The organism is Streptomyces sp. NPDC025833 (genome assembly GCF_055558055.1).
In genome coordinates this window covers 207,622-224,014 of record NZ_JBVHNF010000012.1, presented here as the reverse complement: position 1 = coordinate 224,014, position 16,393 = coordinate 207,622, and the positions used below count along the sequence as shown (strand labels likewise).

At 73.2% G+C, this 16,393-nt stretch carries 11 protein-coding genes; 4 read left to right on the top strand and 7 right to left on the bottom strand.

Features of this window, described 5'->3' with window-relative positions; all coding sequences use genetic code 11:
- Positions 1 to 84: 84 nt before the first annotated feature.
- From ACZ4K2_RS22900 to ACZ4K2_RS22885, 4 genes are all read left to right on the top strand, one after another.
- Positions 85 to 1,986 (top strand): hypothetical protein, encoded by a 1,902-nt coding sequence (locus tag ACZ4K2_RS22900; protein WP_467469181.1) that lies wholly within the window; start codon positions 85 to 87, stop codon positions 1,984 to 1,986.
- A gap of 75 nt (positions 1,987 to 2,061) precedes the next feature.
- Positions 2,062 to 2,961 carry a metal-dependent hydrolase gene (locus ACZ4K2_RS22895; RefSeq protein ID WP_467469180.1) on the top strand — a complete coding sequence of 300 codons (900 nt, stop codon included), beginning with the start codon at positions 2,062 to 2,064 and terminating at the stop codon, positions 2,959 to 2,961.
- Positions 2,961 to 4,010 carry a PDR/VanB family oxidoreductase gene (locus ACZ4K2_RS22890; RefSeq protein ID WP_467469178.1) on the top strand — a complete coding sequence of 350 codons (1,050 nt, stop codon included), beginning with the start codon at positions 2,961 to 2,963 and terminating at the stop codon, positions 4,008 to 4,010. The genes ACZ4K2_RS22895 and ACZ4K2_RS22890 overlap by 1 nt, the downstream gene beginning before the upstream one ends.
- A 36-nt stretch (positions 4,011 to 4,046) precedes the next feature.
- Complete coding sequence (locus ACZ4K2_RS22885) at positions 4,047 to 4,763, top strand: TetR/AcrR family transcriptional regulator (protein ID WP_467469176.1); 717 nt, start codon at positions 4,047 to 4,049, stop codon at positions 4,761 to 4,763.
- On the opposite strand, the gene ACZ4K2_RS22880 is transcribed toward ACZ4K2_RS22885, so the two are convergent.
- From ACZ4K2_RS22880 to ACZ4K2_RS22850, 7 genes are all read right to left on the bottom strand, one after another.
- Positions 4,760 to 5,125: a 5-carboxymethyl-2-hydroxymuconate Delta-isomerase gene (locus tag ACZ4K2_RS22880; RefSeq protein WP_467469175.1), complete on the bottom strand. Its 366-nt coding sequence runs from the start codon at positions 5,123 to 5,125 to the stop codon at positions 4,760 to 4,762. The genes ACZ4K2_RS22885 and ACZ4K2_RS22880 overlap by 4 nt on opposite strands.
- 32 nt (positions 5,126 to 5,157) lie before the next feature.
- Positions 5,158 to 10,569 carry a pullulanase-type alpha-1,6-glucosidase gene (gene pulA, locus ACZ4K2_RS22875; RefSeq protein ID WP_467469173.1) on the bottom strand — a complete coding sequence of 1,804 codons (5,412 nt, stop codon included), beginning with the start codon at positions 10,567 to 10,569 and terminating at the stop codon, positions 5,158 to 5,160.
- Between the two features lie 156 nt (positions 10,570 to 10,725).
- Positions 10,726 to 10,857: a hypothetical protein gene (locus ACZ4K2_RS22870; protein WP_467469738.1), complete on the bottom strand. Its 132-nt coding sequence runs from the start codon at positions 10,855 to 10,857 to the stop codon at positions 10,726 to 10,728.
- Positions 10,858 to 11,004: 147 nt separating this feature from the next.
- Positions 11,005 to 12,738 carry a glycoside hydrolase family 13 protein gene (locus tag ACZ4K2_RS22865; protein ID WP_467469171.1) on the bottom strand — a complete coding sequence of 578 codons (1,734 nt, stop codon included), beginning with the start codon at positions 12,736 to 12,738 and terminating at the stop codon, positions 11,005 to 11,007.
- A gap of 159 nt (positions 12,739 to 12,897) precedes the next feature.
- Positions 12,898 to 13,809: a sugar ABC transporter permease gene (locus ACZ4K2_RS22860; protein ID WP_467469169.1), complete on the bottom strand. Its 912-nt coding sequence runs from the start codon at positions 13,807 to 13,809 to the stop codon at positions 12,898 to 12,900.
- 19 nt (positions 13,810 to 13,828) lie between these two features.
- Entirely contained in the window at positions 13,829 to 14,833 is a 1,005-nt protein-coding gene (locus tag ACZ4K2_RS22855; protein ID WP_467469167.1) for a carbohydrate ABC transporter permease, read from the bottom strand.
- 99 nt (positions 14,834 to 14,932) lie between these two features.
- Positions 14,933 to 16,207: an extracellular solute-binding protein gene (locus ACZ4K2_RS22850; RefSeq protein WP_467469166.1), complete on the bottom strand. Its 1,275-nt coding sequence runs from the start codon at positions 16,205 to 16,207 to the stop codon at positions 14,933 to 14,935.
- Between the last annotated feature and the right edge of the window lie 186 nt (positions 16,208 to 16,393).

Below are 16,393 nucleotides of genomic sequence, written 5' to 3'. Positions count from 1 at the left end.
GGTACCTCCCGTGCCCGCTCCCGGGGCCGGTGTCCGCGGGCGGGGCCGCGGTGACCAACCACCGTCCGGCTCGTTCTCGTTGACGTGCAGTCACAGGATGCAGCCCCGCGTCACGCGCCCGGCCCCGGCCCCGGCCCCGTCGACGTCGAGCGGGCCGAGGCCGCGCTCGTCGAGCACTACCCGCGGCTGGTCCGGCTCGCCTACCTGGTGCTGCCGCCGGGTCCCGACCGCGGCCGCCGGGTGCTGACCGCACACGCCCTCGTCCAGCGCGCCCTGCCCCGGGGGAGCGGGCGGGCGGCCGCGATCCCGGCCCAGTCCACCGGCCGGGACGCCGACCCCGGGTACGCGTACCTGCGCGAGCGCGTCCTGCGCGCGGCCCTGGCGGCGGCCCGCGGCCGCGGGGGCCCGCGCCGTCTGGCCCCGCTCCCCCGGGTGTGGGGCCTGCGGCTGTTCCCGCGCTCGGGCGGCGCCGACGAACTCGCCCTGGACCAGCGGCTGTCCGCCCTGTCCGGCCCGGCCCGCGCCGCCTACGTCCTGCGCGACCTGGAGCGGCTGCCCGACGGAGACGTCCGCGCGCTGCTCCGCGCCGCCGGGGCGGCCGATCCGCGCTCCGCGCTGGCCTCGGCGGACAGCGTGCCCGCGCAGCCGGGGCTGCTCGACTCGCCCGAGTTCGACCCGTGCTCGCTCCAGGCCCGGCCCACCGATCTGACGCGCCGCCGCCGGCGCACCAGGGCCGCCCTCGCCGCGGCCGCCGCGCTCGCGGTGGGCGGCGCGCTGGTCGCCCTGCCGGGCGGCGGCTGGGGCCCCGACGGCGCCGCCGCGCCCGTCAGCGCCGGGAACCCGGCCGCCGAGGCCGCCCTGGACCCCGGCAGGCTGACCCGGACCGCCCCCGGCGCCTGGCGGACCTCGGCCCGCACCGACTTCTCCGTGTGGCCCGCGCGCGGCCCGCTCACCGGCGACGACGCCCTGCTGCGCCGCGCCCTGGCCGTCTGGGCCCGCCCCGGGGAGCGGGTCCGCGTCTCGGCGACCCCCGGCACCCAGACGGGCGGCCCGGCCGGCCCGCCCCAACTGCTCTACGCGGGCCCGGTGGACGCCGCCCGTGTGGTGATCCTCCACGACGGCCTGCGCGTCGTCCGGTACGCGGAGCCGAAGGACGGCGCGCAGGGGGCGGCCCTGGACTTCGCCCGGGCCGACGGCGCCGCGGACGCCGGTGCGGGCGCCCTGGTGCTGGGCCGCTCCGACGGCAACGTCCGCTACCTGCTGGCCCCGTGGGTGACCCGGGCGGCCCAGCGGGACCTGGTGAAGCCGGACGCGGCGCCGGCCCCGCTCGCCCTCGCCGACGGTGTCACCGCGCCGCTGGCCAGCTCCGCCATGCGGCCGGGCGCCTGCACCTCCTGGAACGCGCTCGAGCTGACCGACGCCTCCGGCACCCGGCTCGTCACCGACCTCGGCGAGCTGGTCCCCGCCCACCTCACGGCCGGCCGCCCCGGCTCGCCCCGGGAGGCGTCCGGCGGCGAGGGGCTGCGCGCCTGGGCGCCGTTCGCCTGCTCCCTGGCGGCCGACCGCTCGGCCGGCGTCCGCGGCGTCAACGCCTGGACCTACGCCGAGCAGCCGCTGCCCGACGGCAGCGGGTCCGGTACCTGGGTGTGCACCCGGGCGGAGACCTGGCGCGGCTCCGGCACGGTCACCCTGGCCCAGTTCAAGACGCCCGGTGGGCCGTCCGGCACGGCCGTCGCCCGGGCCACGGACGTGCCGGCCTGCGGGGCGCGCGACCCGCACGTCCTGGCCGGGGTGCTGTGGAAGTCGGCGGCCGGCGACTGGTACCTGCTGGCGGCGGGCAGCGCCGACACCGCGTCGATCCGGGCGACCGGCGGGGTCACCGCGACCGGGCGGGGGCCGCTGCTGGCGGCCCGGGCCGAGCAGGGGGCGCGGGCCGACCTGGCGGGCACCCTGACGGACGGGCGGAGGACCGGCGGGCTGCGGTGACGCTTGTTGACACTCGCGTAAACAAGCTGCGGCCCGGGGGTTCTCAGGCGCCCTACCCGCCAGTACATTGACGCCATGTCTCACAAGCAGCCCCGGCCGGTGGCGTCCGAGCGCGTCGCGCTCAAGGCCCGCAACGTGTCCTTCTCGTGGGAGGACACGCCGCTGCACTGGGTGCCCGGCGACCCGTTCACCACGCACACCATCAACGTGCTGCACCTGCTGCTGCCGGCCGGTGAGCGCTGGTTCGTGCACGTGTACAAGCAGGCGCTGCCGCTCATCCGGGACGACCGGCTCCGCGAGGACGTCCTCGGGTTCATCGGCCAGGAGGCCATGCACTCCCAGGCGCACGACGAGGTGCTGCCGCACCTGCGCGAGCAGGGGCTCGACCCGACGCCGTACACCGCGCAGGTCGACTGGCTCTTCGAGAAGCTGCTCGGCGACCGCACCCTGCCGCCGGGCCGGGCCCGCCACTGGTGGCTGCTGGAGCGCGTGGCCCTCATCGCCGCCATCGAGCACTACACCGCGTTCCTCGGCGACTGGGTGCTCAACGCGGCCGAGCTGGACCGGCGCGGCGCCGACCCGACCATGCTGGACCTGCTGCGCTGGCACGGCGCCGAGGAGGTCGAGCACCGCTCGGTGGCCTTCGACCTGTTCCAGCACCTCGACGGCGGCTACCGGCGCCGGGCGCGAACCTGGGCGACGGCCTTCTCGGCCCTGGTGTTCCTGTGGCAGCGCGGGATCCGCTTCTTCCTGGCGAACGACCCGACGCTCACCGGCGCCAAGGCGTCCTTCCTGGACTTCCACCGGCGCGGCCGGCAGGGCATGCTGCCCGCCACCGGGGACATGCTCAGGTCCATCCCGCGCTACCTGGGGCGCTCCTACCACCCGTCCCGGGACTGCTCCACCGCCCAGGCCGTCGCCTACCTGGCCGGCTCCCCCGCCGCGCTCGCGGCCGAGAAGCGGGCGGCCGCCTGATGCCCGGGCTGCGCGCCGCCGCCCTCGTCACGGGCGCCGCCCTGCTCACCCGCCGGGCCCTGCGCCGCCGGGTCACCCGCTCCCCGCTGTGGCCGCTGCCCGCCCTGGACCCGCCGGTCTCCGGCCGGCCGCGCTCACGGTCGCTGAAGCTGCTGCTCACCGCGCACGAGACGATCGCCGACGGGGTCGTACGGCTGCGCCTGGAGGGGGCCGGGCTGCCGCGCTGGGAGCCGGGCGCCCATCTCGACCTGGTGCTGCCGTCGGGACTGGTGCGGCAGTACTCCCTGTGCGGCGACCCCGGGGACGCGTCCGCCTACACGGTCGCCGCCCGGCTCGTGGCGGACGGCCGGGGCGGCTCCCGCGAGGTGCACGAGCAGCTCGCCGAGGGCATGGAACTGGAGGTGCGCGGCCCGCGGAACCGGTTCCCGCTGGCGGACGCGCCCGCGTACGTGTTCGTGGCCGGCGGCATCGGCATCACCCCGATCCTGCCGATGCTGCGGGCCCTGCCGGCGGGCGCCGACTGGCGGCTGCTGTACGGCGGGCGGACCCGGGCCTCGATGCCGTTCCTGCGGGAGGTGCGCGCACTCGCCGGGGACCGGCTGACCGTGGTGGCCGAGGACGAGGACGGACGGCCGGACCTGGCCGCCCTGTTCGCGGACACGGCCGAGGGGACGGCGGTGTACTGCTGCGGGCCGCAGGGGCTGGCGGAGGCGGTGGAGGCGGCACTGCCCGAGGGGGCCGCGCTGCACCTGGAGCGGTTCGCGCCGCGCCCGGGCGCCGGCGGCGACACCGGGTTCGAGCTGGAACTGCGCCGCAGCGGGCGCACGCTGACCGTCCCGGCCGGCTCCAGCGTCCTGGCCGCCGTACGCGGGGAGCTGCCGGACGTCGCCTACTCCTGCGAGCAGGGGTTCTGCGGGACCTGCCGGCAGCGGGTGCTGGAGGGCGGGATCGAGCACCGGGACGAGCTGCTGACGGACGCGGAGCGGCACGACTCCATGCTGATCTGCGTGTCCCGGGCCCGGGGTGGACGTCTGGTGCTCGACATGTGAACACGGGCGGCCGAATGCGATCGGTAAGGTGTTCGCATGAGTACCGGGGTTCGCCGCAGGATGAACGTCGAGGAGCGACGGCAGCAGCTGATCGGTGTCGCCCTCGACCTGTTCAGCCGACGCTCGCCCGACGAGGTCTCCATCGACGAGATAGCGACCGCCGCGGGCATCTCCCGGCCGCTCGTCTACCACTACTTCCCGGGCAAACACAGCCTGTACGAGGCCGCGTTGAAGCGCGCGGCGGAGGATCTCGCGAGCCGGTTCACCGAGCCGCACGAGGGCCCGCTCGGCGGCCGGCTGCTGCGCGTCATGCGCCGCTTCTTCGACTTCGTGGACGACCACGGCCCCGGTTTCTCGGCACTGATGCGCGGCGGCCCGGCCGTGCCGGCGGACGGGACCGGCGCCAGGGACCGCGTCTCGGCCACCCAGGCGCTCATCGACTCCGTCCGGCAGGCCGCCTACGAGCAGGTGCTCGCGCACCTCGGGGTGGCCGAGGCGTCGCCGCGGCTGGAGCTGGTGGTCCGCTCGTGGATCTCGCTCGTCGAGGCCACGGCGCTGATCTGGCTGGACGGTCGGCGCATCCCGCGCGCCGAGCTGGAGGTCCAGCTCGTGCACGACTTCGCCGCGCTGGCCGCCGTGAGCGCCGCCCACGACGCGGGCATGGCCGCGCTGCTGCGCACCATGGCCGCGGACGAGCCGGCCGACGGCCCCTTCGCGGACCTGCTCGGCCGGCTCACCGCCCTCGCTCTCTAGGAGCGGTCGTACTTCCGGTAGGACGGGTCCAGGTCGCGGATCTCGGCGGAGGCGTGCACGGCGAACGCCGTGTCCGCCACGTGCCCGCGGAGCGATTCCAGGACCGCTTCCGTGAGCCTCGCCTTCGTCTCCTCGCTGCGGCCGGCGAGGAGCCCGATCGTCACGTGCACGACGGCGTGCCCGCGCGCCCCGGGGTCCTCGTAACCGAACGCCGTGCACCCGCTCGGCCGGAAGAGCGTCTTGCACGCCCCCGGCTTCGCTGCCGCGATCTCCACGGTCGCCTCGTGCAGCGCCCGTGCGAAGCCGGCGCGGTCGAAGGCGTTCTCCATGGTGTCGGAGTAGTCGACGGTGATCTGCGGCATGGGTGCTCCTGTTCTACGGCAACGGCCTCACCCTAGTTCTTCGCCCGGGTGAAGACCGCCACGGTCCGGGCGGGCACGGTGAAGGTGCCCGAGCCGGCCGCGTAGGCGGCGCCCTTCACGACCGGGTCGGAGCCCGCGGCCTGCACCGGGTGCAGCCGGTAGCCGGTCCCGGCGAGGTCCCCGATCCGCTGCTCCTGCCGCTGCGGGGTGGCGTTGAGGACCACCACCAGGTTGCCGAGCCGCATGGTGATCACACCGGGCGTCTCGTCCCGGCCGGAGAGCGGGAAGGACAGCTCCCGCTGCACCCGGGCGGCCGTGCCGAGCGAGAACGCCGGCTCGCTCGTGCGGATCCGCAGCAGGTCCCGGTACGCGGCCGAGGCGCCGGTGATCTGCGGGCAGCCGACCCGGACCGAGGCCAGCAGCGGCCGGGCGTACTCCCACTTGGCCCGGTTGTCGGCGGCCGGGGGCAGCCCCCGGCCGAACCCGTTGCCGTCGGCGCAGTTCCAGTGGACGGCGTTGAACCAGTCCCCGCTGTCGAAGGAGTTGCGGTCGAGGGACTTGGAGCGCAGCAGGTCGGTCCCCGCCTGGGAGAGGGCCGGCCCCTGCGACAGGGCGGCCGTGGCCATCGCCAGGACCTGCATCCGGGCCCGGTCGGACGCGGAGGTGTCCTTCGGGAGCTTGAAGGCCAGGGCGTCGAACAGCGTCTCGTTGTCGTGGGCGTCCACGTAGGCGAGCGCGTCGCCGGGCGCGTCCGCGTAACCGGCGGGCGAGCCGTTGTAGTCGACCCCGGCACCGGTCACCTCCCGGCCGTCGGTGCCGGTGAAGCGGAACCTCGCCAGGTTGCCGGTCAGGCCGACCTTGATCAGATCCTGGTAGTGCAGCAGCCGGGCCTTCTGCTCCTCGGGCGTGCCGTTCGCCGCCGACCCGTTGGGGTCGGTGTACAGGCCGGACGCGAAGCCCTGGACGCCGGGGTCCTCGTCGAAGGGGCCGCCGCCGCGCACCGCGTCCCGGGCGCGGTCGGAGAAGGTGGCGATCCGGGTGCCGGCCATGTTCTTCTGCGTGGCCTGCACGAAGCGGGCGTCGTCCGCGACCTCGCCGAAGTTCCAGCCCTCGCCGTACAGGATGATCTTCTTGCCGTCGACGCCGTCCGCGGCGGGCGTCAGCGCGTCCAGGGCCTTGCGGACGGCCAGGATGTTGGCCTTGGGGTGGTGGCCCATGAGGTCGAAGCGGAACCCGTCGACCTTGTACTGCTTCGCCCAGGTGACGACGGAGTCCACCACCAGCTTGCCCATCATCGCGTTCTCGGTGGCGGTGTTGGCGCAGCAGGTGCTGTCGGCCACCGAGCCGTCGGCGAGGAGCCGCTGGTAGTAGCCGGGCACGATCCGGTCCAGGACGGAGGTGGCCGCCTGGCCGCTCGCGGCCGTGTGGTTGTAGACGACGTCCATGACGACCCGCAGCCCGTCCTGGTTGAGCGCCTGGACCATCCTGCGGAACTCGACCGTGCGGGCCGTGCCGTCGGGGTCGGTGGCGTACGACCCCTCGGGGACCGTGTAGTGGAACGGGTCGTAGCCCCAGTTGTAGGCGTCCTCGGCGGCGATCCGCGCGACGCAGCCCTGCTGCCGGTCGGAGTCGGCCGGGTAGGAGGCCAGGTCGCAGTCGGTGGTCGCCTGGTCGGCCTTCCGCTCGGGGATGGTGGCGATGTCGAAGGCGGGCAGCAGGTGGACGTAGGAGGTGCCGGCCCCGGCCAGGGCCCGCAGGTGCTTCGAGCCGTCGCTGTCGCTGTCGGTGAAGGCCAGGTAGGTGCCCCGGTCCCGGGCCGGGACGGTCCGGTCGGCGGCCGAGAAGTCCCGGATGTGCAGCTCCTGGATCTGCGCGTCCTTCAGCGGTACGGCCTCGGGCTTGCGCAGCGCCGCCCAGCCGTTCGGGGAGAGCGACCTGTCGTTCAGGTCGACGACGAGGCTGCGCGCCGAGTTCGCGGTCAGGGCGACCGAGTAGGGGTCGGTGACCTCGTTGGTGACCACCTCGCGCACGCTGGGCGCCCAGACCTTCACGACGTACCGGTAGGGCTTGCCCTTCCAGGAGGCCGGGCCGGTGACGGACCAGACGCCGGTGGTGTCGTCACGGCGCATGGGCACCGCGGAGCCGCCCAGTTCGAGGTGGACGCTCTGCGCGGTCGGCGCCCAGACGGCGAGGGTCGGCCTGCCGCCGTGGAAGGTCGGTCCGAGGGCTGCCTTCGTCGCGCCGGGGTACAGGTCGTCCAGCACGCCGGCGATCTGCACGCCGGTCGCGGCCAGGACGGCGCCGTTCGCGGCGCGCTGGGAGGCCACGAGCTGGCCTCGCAGCGCCGCGCGCACCCGGCCGCGGTCGCGCGGGTCGACGGACCAGGCGGTGTAGTCCTTCAGGTGCGGGAACTTCGCCTTCTGGGCGTCGGTGAGCGCCGTCCTGGTCAGGCGCAGCCAGTGCTCGTCGTCGCTGGTCAGCGTCCCGTCCTTGACGGCGATGGAGCCGTCGCGGGAAGAGAGGAGCTGGGTGGAGGCGGCGCCGTCGGCGCCGTTCCAGGCGACGGTGTCCCGGTCGATCCAGACCGCCTCGGAGGTGGTCGGGTCGAGGGCGGCCGCGCTGCCCGCGGGCTGCGGCAGCAGGTGCTTCTCCTGGCCGTTCAAGAGCCACACCTCGTGTCCGTCGGCCTTGAGGTCCAGGGACCGGTCGGTCGGCAGGTCCTTGTCGTCGCCCTTGTGGACGATGTAGCCGAGACTGGTGGCACCCTCGGTGAGCGGCACCTCGAAGACCGCGCCATAGGCGTCAGTCTTCACCGGCTTCAGGGGGTCCGACCAGTCGGTGGGGTGCGCGGCGCCGGTCCAGACGTGCAGGCCCCAGCCGTCGTAGTTCCCGTCGGCGCGGTGGTAGTGGAGGACCGCCTTGCTCGTGTCCTGGCCCGGGTGGTCCGGCTTCTCGGTGAGCACGCCGTCCTCGCCCTGCTCGATCCAGACCTCACCCGTCCTGGTGACGTCGATGGACCGGTCGGCGGAGACGTCCTTGTCGCCGTCCTTGTCGACGACCAGGAAGCCGACCTCGGAGGCGCCGGGCTTGAGCCTGACGTAGGCGAACGCGCCGTAGGAGTCGCGGCCCACGAAGGGGTGGCCGGCGGGCCACTGGGTGGCCTCGCCGTCGGCGAGGTCGCCCCAGGCGTACAGGCTCCAGTCGGCGTAGTCGCCGTCGGTGCGCTTGTAGTGGACGATCGCGTAGTCCCGGGAGGAGGCCGTGGGGACCTCCGGGGCGGGCGGGGTGCCGGTGGTGCCGCCGGCCGTGGCGCTCGCGGTGCGCCCGGCCGGGTCGATCACGACGGCCTTGTAGCGCAGGGCGGTGCCCGCGGGGACGTCCTCGCCGATGGCCTGGGTGACCTTGTAGGGGGCGTGGTCGGCGGAGCCCAGCGTCCGCCACCGGCCGTTGCCGACCTGGGCGGCGAAGACGACCCGGTCGAGCCGGTCGCCGGCGACGTCGGCGGTGAGTTCCACGGTCCCGGTGGCCCCGGCGGCCGGGGCCCGGAGGGTGATCGCGGGCTTGCCCGCGGGCACCGCGAGGGCGGCGGCCGCCTTGTAGACGACGGCGGAGCCGGCCGGGACGGTGACGGTGATCCGGCGTTCCCCGTCCGAGGTGAGGGTGCCCGAGGCGCCGTGGATCCCGCGGTACGCCATGTCCGCGGACCCGGTAGCGAACGTGGCGGTCCTCGGCCCGTCCGCGTTGTTGAAGGCGACGACGTACTCCTGGCCGGACTTCGCGTCGGTGCGGGTGACGGCGTAGACGCCGGCGCCGTCGGCCGCGTACCGCTCGGTCTGCACCCCGTCCGTCAGGGCGGGGTCGGCCCGGCGGAGCCGCGCGAGGCCGGCGATCTGCCGGTAGAGCGGCGCGCCCGTGTCGTACGCGGCGCTCGCGTGGGTGCGGCCGGTGCCGATCTCGTCGTCGTCGAGGTAGTCGGCGACCCGGGAGGCGAACATGGTCTGGCGGGCGTCCTTGTCGCCGCCGGAGCCGGTGAAGCCCTGCTCGTCGCCGTAGTAGACGACCGGGTTGCCGCGGCTGAGGAACATCAGCTCGTTGGCGAGCCGGTCCTTGCGCAGCAGTTCGGCGTCGGTCGCGTGCGGGTTGTCCTGTTTCAGGAAGTACCCGATGCGGCCCATGTCGTGGTTGCCGAGGAAGGTGACCTGCTCGTAGGCGTTGGCCTTGTCGGTCGTGTACTTGTAGTCGTCACCGAAGACGTCCGCGAGCCGCCGGGCGCTGCCGCCCTGGGAGGCGTAGGCGCGGGCCGCGTCCTGGAAGGGGAAGTCGAGGGTGGCGTCGAGCCGGCCCTGGGTGACGTAGGGGGACGTGACGGAGGTGTCGGCGGAGTACACCTCGCCGAACATGAAGAAGTTCTTCCGTCCGTGCGCGGCCGCGTACCTGTCCAGCGCGGTCGCCCACTGCGTCCAGAACTCCGTGTTCACGTGCTTCACGGTGTCGATCCGGAAGCCGTCGACGGCGAAGTCCCGCACCCAGCGCTGGTAGATGCGCTCCATGCCGCGGACGACCTCGGGGCGCTCGGTCCACAGGTCGTCGAGGCCGGAGAAGTCGCCGTAGGTCGTGGACTCGCCGGCGTAGGTCGAGTCGCCCCGGTTGTGGTACATCGCCGGGTCGTTGAGCCAGGCGGGGACCTTGGTGCCCGCGGTGGCGCGCGGGGTGCGGGGGAAGGAGGCGGCGTCGACGGCGGGGAACTTCCGGCCGCCGGACGCGTAGTCGGCGTCGTCGAAGGGCCGTCCGTCCCGCGTCAGGTACGGGAAGGCGCCCTTGGAGAGGTAGTCGTAGGACTTCTCCCGGTAGTCGACGACGTCCGCGGTGTGGTTGGTGATGACGTCGAAGAAGACCTTCATGCCCTTGGCGTGGGCCCCGGAGATGAGGGTCCGCAGGTCCGCGTTGGTGCCGAAGTGCGGGTCGACCTGGGTGAAGTCGGTGATCCAGTAACCGTGGTAGCCCGCGGAGGCGTTGCCGCCGGTGCCCTGCACGGGCCGGTTCTTGAAGATCGGCGCCAGCCAGATGGCGGTGGTGCCGAGCCCCTTGATGTAGTCGAGCCCGCGGGTCAGGCCCTTGAGGTCGCCGCCCTGGTAGAAGCCCTTGTCGGTGGGGTCGTAGCCGGTGCTGAGGCGGGAGCCGGTCAGTCCGCCCCGGTTGTTGGCGGCGTCCCCGTCGGCGAAGCGGTCCGGCAGGACGAAGTAGAACTGCTCACGGGTGGCGTCGTGCCGGGCGGGCTGGGCCGCGAGGACCGCGTCGGAGGGGGGCGCGGGCGGGGCGGGGGCGGCGGCGTGCGCCGCGAGGGGCTGCACGAGGGCGGCGGCGAGGGCGGCCGCGGTCAGCGCGGCGACCCTTCTCGGGAGTGCGGTACGGCGCGTGCGGGGCGCCGGCCATCTCGGTATCACAGGCGGTAACTCCTTGCGATTACGGCTCTTTCGGGTCCGACCCCTGCGCCTCGGCGCGGCTGCGCTGCCGGGCGCCCGCGCGACCGTACCGCCCGACGAAAGGTTGCAGCAAGAGTCTTGCAATCATCGGCAAGAGCTTGCACCGGAGGGGTGCGGTCAGCGGCCGGACTTGCCCGCGTGGAAGACACCGGCGCACTCCCTGGCCACGGAGGCGTACCTCCACTCGAACAGGACGGCGGTGACGTCCTTGGTGCCGGGCGGCGAGGCCGCCGTGCTTGTTGGGTTCATGCCAACCAGGCCGGCGGCCGTGAGGGTGACCGCCGCGGAGAGGGTTCTGCGCTTGCGGAAACTTGCGGTGACGCAGATGGTAGAGGCCCGCCGCCCGAAAGGCAGCGGGCCGTGGGGAAGCCGTCGCAAGAACTCCCGGGCGGACCGTCAGACGGCCGTCGACCACCAGACCGTGGTGTCGGCCGGCAGCTTCGCCTCGCCGTCCGCCTCGGTCACCTCGTCGCTGGCGAGCAGGACGCGGCCGTGCGCCGGGATCGTCACGGACTCGCCGGTGGTGTTCGCGACGCACACGAACTCGCCCCGCCGGAAGGCCAGGACGCCCTCGGGCGCCCGCAGCCACTCCACCGCGTCACCCGCGCCCAGGTCCGGCTGGGACCGGCGCAGCCGCAGCGCCGAGCGGTACAGCTCCAGCGTCGAGCCGGGGACGCCGGTCTGCGCCTGAACGCTCAGCCCGGCCCAGGCGGACGGCTGCGGCAGCCAGCTGCCCCCGCTGCCGAAGCCGTAGGAGGAGCCCTCGCGGGTCCACGGGATCGGCACCCGGCAGCCGTCGCGGAAGCCGTCCTGGCCGGCTCCCCGGAAGTACGCCGGGTCCTGGCGCGCCTCGTCGGGCAGGTCCACGACGTCCGGCAGGCCCAGCTCCTCGCCCTGGTAGAGGTAGGCCGAGCCGGGCAGGGCCAGCATCAGCAGGGTGGCCGCCCGGGCGCGGCGCAGGCCCAGCTCGCGGTCGCCGGCCGTGCGGATCTGGGTGCCGAGGCCCGGCGGGTTGGCGAAGCGGGTGGCGTGCCGGGTGACGTCGTGGTTGGACAGCACCCAGGTGGCGGGGGCGCCGACCGGCCGCATGGCCGAGAGCGTGCGGTCGATGACCGCGCGCAGCTCCCCGGCGTCCCACTCCGTCGCCAGGTACTGGAAGTTGAACGCCTGGTGCAGCTCGTCCGGGCGGACGTAGCGGGCGGTGCGCTCCACGGTCGGGGTCCACGCCTCGGCGACGAAGATCCGCCCGCCGGTCTCCCGTCCCCGCCCTTCCGCGGCGGGCGCTGCGGGCCCCATCGCGTCCGCGTACTCGTCGAGGACGGTGCGCCACTGCCGGTAGATCGCGTGCACGCCGTCCTGGTCGAAGAACGGCATGACGTCGTTGCCCAGCAGCTTGAGCTGGTCGTGGGAGCCGAGGTCCGGCAGGCCCGCCGCCTTGACCAGGCCGTGCGCGACGTCGATGCGGAAGCCGTCCACCCCCATGTCCAGCCAGAAGCGCAGGATGGAGCGGAACTCGTCGGCGACCGCCGGGTGGTCCCAGTTGAAGTCGGGCTGCTCGGGGGCGAAGAGGTGCAGGTACCACTCGCCCGGGGTGCCGTCCGGTTCGGTCACCCGGGTCCAGGCGGGGCCGCCGAAGATGGACTCCCAGTCGTTCGGCGGGAGTTCGCCGTCCTGCCCCTTGCCGGGCCGGAAGTGGTAGCGCTCCCGGAGGGGGGAGCCGGGGCCCTCGGCGAGGGCCCGCTTGAACCACTCGTGCCGGTCGGAGGAGTGGTTGGGGACCAGGTCCACGATGACGCGCAGGCCCAGCCCGTGCGCGTCGCGGATGAGCGCGTCGGCGTCGAGCAGGTTGCCGAACATCGGGTCGACGGCCCGGTAGTCGGCGACGTCGTAGCCGGCGTCGGCCTGCGGGGAGGCGTAGAAGGGGCTGAGCCACACCGCGTCGACGCCGAGGTCGCGCAGGTGGGACAGGCGGGAGCGTACGCCTTCGAGGTCGCCCATGCCGTCACCGTTGCCGTCGGCGAAACTGCGCGGGTAGACCTGGTAGATGACCGCGTCCCGCCACCAGTCGCGGCGGTCGGCGACGGTCGCGGCGGTGTGGCGGGCCGGTGCGGCGGAGTGCTGCTGGCTCATGGCGTCCTTGGTACGTGTCTGGTTCGTGGTGGGCGGACGGTGGGCGGCGGCGCCGGGGGGACGGCTGCGGGGCGGACCGCGGTGACTGCGGGGTCGGATGGACACCGCGGCCCGCCCACCCGCGCGACGCGGCGCGCGGGGGTCCCGCTCCGGCGGGCGTCAGCCCTTGGTGCCGCCTGCGGTGAGGCCGGTGACGAGGTTCTTCTGCACGAGGTAGAAGAACACCGTCACGGGTATCGCGATCAGCACCGCGGTGGCGGCCATGTAGTTCCACTGGGCGTCGTGCTCGCTGACGAAGGTCTGCAGACCGACGGCGAACGTGTACTTGGAGTCGTCCAGCAGGAAGGTGGTCGCGAACGCGACCTCGCCGACGGCGGTGATGAAGGTGTAGAAGGCGGCCACCGCCAGGCCCGGGCGGGCCAGCGGGAGGATCAGCCGGAAGAAGGTGCCGAAGGGGCTGAGCCCGTCCACGCGCCCGGCCTCGTCGATCTCGAAGGGGATGGTGTCGAAGTACCCCTTGAGCAGCCAGGCGCTGTACGGGATGGCGGTGGAGCAGTTGACGACGATCAGCGCCCAGTAGGTGTCGATGAGGCCGAGGTCGCTGAAGATCTCGTACATCGGCACGATCAGGATGGCGATCGGGAACGCCTGGGTGAGCAGCAGGACCCACATCAGCTGCTTGTAGCCGGGAAAGCGCATGCGGGAGACCGCGTAGCCGGTGGTGGCGGCCACCAGGACGCCGATGAGCGTGGTGCCGAGGGCGACGATCATCGTCGACCTGAACCAGTCGAGAAACCCGGTGTGCCGGAGCACGAAGCCGTAGTTGGAGAAGGTCGCCTTGCCCGCGATGCCGCCCGGGTGGAGGTAGTCCTCCTTGTCCGGGCCGAGGGACAGGTAGCACAGCCAGGCCACCGGGGCCAGGGCGATGAGGCCGGCGACGGCGAGTCCGCCGTGCAGGAGGGCGGCGCCGAGCGGGCCGCGCTCGCCGCGCCGGCGCACGCGCCGCCGGGACGCGGCCTCGGGGGCGGGCTCGGGGGCGGTGGCGGTCGTGTCCAGGGTCGTGGTGCTCATGGCGGCGGCTCCTGCGGCGTCAGACGGCGAACTGGTCATTGCGCTTCAGCCAGCGGAAGTAGAAGGAGGTGAAGACGGTCAGGATCGACAGCAGCAGCACGCCGTACGCGGCCGACTGGGCGAAGTCGCGCGGCTGCTGGCCGAAGCCGAGCTGGTAGGCCCAGGTGACGAGGATCTGGGCGTCCGGGGCGGAGTTCTTGCCGAACAGCAGGAAGATGATGACGAACTGGTTGAAGGTCCAGATGACGCCGAGCAGCACGACGGTGGAGCTGACCGCGCGCAGGCCGGGCAGGGTGACGTGCCGGAAGCGCTGCCAGGCGCTCGCGCCGTCCATCTCCGCGGCCTCGTAGAGCGTGGAGTCGATGGACTGCAGGCCGCCGAGCAGGGACAGCATCATGAACGGCACACCGCACCAGGTGTTCACCATGATCGCGGCGAACCGCTGCCAGAAGGTGTCCTCCAGCCATTCCGGCTGGGGCAGGTGGAGCGCGCCGAGGAGCTGGTTGAGCACGCCGGAGTCGGCGAGCATGATCCGCCAGGAGAAGACGGTGACGAAGGTCGGCACGGCCCAGGGCAGGACGAGCAGCAGCCGGTAGGCGGTGCGGCCGCGCAGCTTCTGCTGGAGCATGAGCGCGAGGCCGAGGCCGATGGAGTAGTGCAGGGCCACGCAGGCGACCGTCCAGAACACGGTCCACAGGAAGTGCGACCAGAACCGGTCGTACGCCGTCGGGCCGAACAGGATGTCCTGGTAGTTGTCGAGGCCGATGAACTTGTAGGTGGCGTCGATGTGGTTGACGCCGATCGTGCGCGCCGAGTTCAGGCTGTCGGCGTCGGTGAGGGTGAGGTAGAAGCCCCTCGCCAGCGGGTAGCCCACGAGGACGCCGAGGACGACGACCACCGGGGCGATCATCGCGTAGGCGTACCAGTATTTCTGGAAGCCGTTGCGGATGCGCTGCCCCGGCCCGGGCCGGGGCGCGCGGTCACCGCGGCGCTCGCCGGTCGCGCGGTCGATGGCGACTGTCATGGTTCGACACCTTCAAAGGATCAAGGAGTTGGGCTGGGCACGGGGCGGTGGCCGCCGGATCCCCCGTGGGACACGGGAGGAACCGGCGGCCACCCGGGCTCACTTGCTGAACTCGGACACGAGCTTGGAGATGGCCAGCTCCGCGTTGTCCAGGCCCTTGTCCAGCAACTCCTTGCCGCTGGCGACCTTGGGCAGCTCGGAGTCGAGCGGGCCCCACAGGGAGCTGTACTCGGGCAGGGCCGGGCGCGGCTGGGCGGCGGACAGGACGCCCTGGTAGCCGGCGATGCCGGGGTCGGCCTTGACCTTGTCGGTGTAGGCGTCGGAGCGGGTGGGCAGGGTGGAGTTCTTCAGGGCGACGGCCTCCTGGGCCTGCACCGAGGTCATGAACTTCACGAACTTCAGGGCCGCTTCCTGGTGGGCCTTGTCCGAGCCGGCGTAGACCGAGAGGTTGTGGCCGCCGGTCGGGGCGCCCGCCTTGCCGCTGGAGCCGGCCGGGACGGTGGCGATGCCGAGGTTGGCCTTGTCCGCGAAGGCGCTGCCCTGGTAGAAGTTCGTGATCTCCCAGGGGCCCTGGATGATCGCGGCGACCTTGCCGTTGACGAACGCGTCCTGGATGTGGGCGTAGGCGTCGGCGGTGGCGTCGGCCTTGTGCAGGCCCTTGCCGGAGAACAGGCTCAGCCAGGTGCCGTAGCCCTTCTTCGCGGCGGCCGAGGCCACGGTGATCTTCTTGGCGGCGGCGTCGACGGTGTCGGTGCCCTCGCCGTGCAGGAAGGGCTGGGCGTAGTAGGCCTGGGTGGAGCCCCAGTAGCCGTCGACCCCGGTCCTGTCCTTGATCCTGGCGGCGTCGGCCTTCAGCTCGTCCCAGGTCTTGGGGGCCTCGGTGATGCCGGCCTTCTTGAACAGGGCCTTGTTGTAGACCAGGGCGAGGGTGTCGGTGACCAGCGGGACGCCGTAGGTCTTGCCCTCGTACTGGGCCTGCTTGATCAGGTTCGGCTCGAACTCGGCCTGGTCGGCGAGGGCCTCGGTGCCGTCCAGCGGCAGGAAGAAGCCCTTCTTGGCGAAGGCGGGGGTCCAGCCGACCTCGGAGCGCAGCACGTCCGGGGCGCCCTTGGCGCCGGCGGCGGTGTCGAACTTGTTCTGCGCCTGGTCGAAGGGCACGTCGACGTACTTGACCTTGATGTCCTTGTGGGCAGCCTCGAACCGCTGCACCAGGGCCTTGTACGTGGGCGCCTCGTTGGTGGCGTTGGAGGTGTCCCACCAGGTGATGGTGACCGGGCCGTCCGACTTCCCGCTGTCGCTGTCGCTGTCGCCGCACGCCGTCGCCGTGAGGGCGAGGGACGCCACCAGCGCGGAGGCCGCTATGCCACGCCGCATGAGTTCTCCTTGAGGGTTCAAGCCCGAGTGGTGCAGGGAGCGGTCCCGTCCGCCCCTGCGACTTGCCGACTGCGCCGTTGCCGCGGCCGGGCGACTGGGAACGTAACAGCGATGTAAGCGTTGCGAAAGACCTTGCAGAAAAAAAGTGCAAGAGGACACGGCGGTCACCCGCCCGTGACCGGTCGC

Coding starts and splice junctions, on each gene's coding strand:
- ACZ4K2_RS22855 (WP_467469167.1), bottom strand. CDS start 14,833: ATGACAGTCGCCATCGACCGCGCGACCGGCGAGCGCCGCGGTGACCGC.
- ACZ4K2_RS22870 (WP_467469738.1), bottom strand. CDS start 10,857: ATGAACCCAACAAGCACGGCGGCCTCGCCGCCCGGCACCAAGGACGTC.
- ACZ4K2_RS22860 (WP_467469169.1), bottom strand. CDS start 13,809: ATGAGCACCACGACCCTGGACACGACCGCCACCGCCCCCGAGCCCGCC.
- ACZ4K2_RS22880 (WP_467469175.1), bottom strand. CDS start 5,125: ATGCCGCAGATCACCGTCGACTACTCCGACACCATGGAGAACGCCTTC.
- ACZ4K2_RS22850 (WP_467469166.1), bottom strand. CDS start 16,207: ATGCGGCGTGGCATAGCGGCCTCCGCGCTGGTGGCGTCCCTCGCCCTC.
- ACZ4K2_RS22885 (WP_467469176.1), top strand. CDS start 4,047: ATGAGTACCGGGGTTCGCCGCAGGATGAACGTCGAGGAGCGACGGCAG.
- ACZ4K2_RS22865 (WP_467469171.1), bottom strand. CDS start 12,738: ATGAGCCAGCAGCACTCCGCCGCACCGGCCCGCCACACCGCCGCGACC.
- ACZ4K2_RS22890 (WP_467469178.1), top strand. CDS start 2,961: ATGCCCGGGCTGCGCGCCGCCGCCCTCGTCACGGGCGCCGCCCTGCTC.
- ACZ4K2_RS22895 (WP_467469180.1), top strand. CDS start 2,062: ATGTCTCACAAGCAGCCCCGGCCGGTGGCGTCCGAGCGCGTCGCGCTC.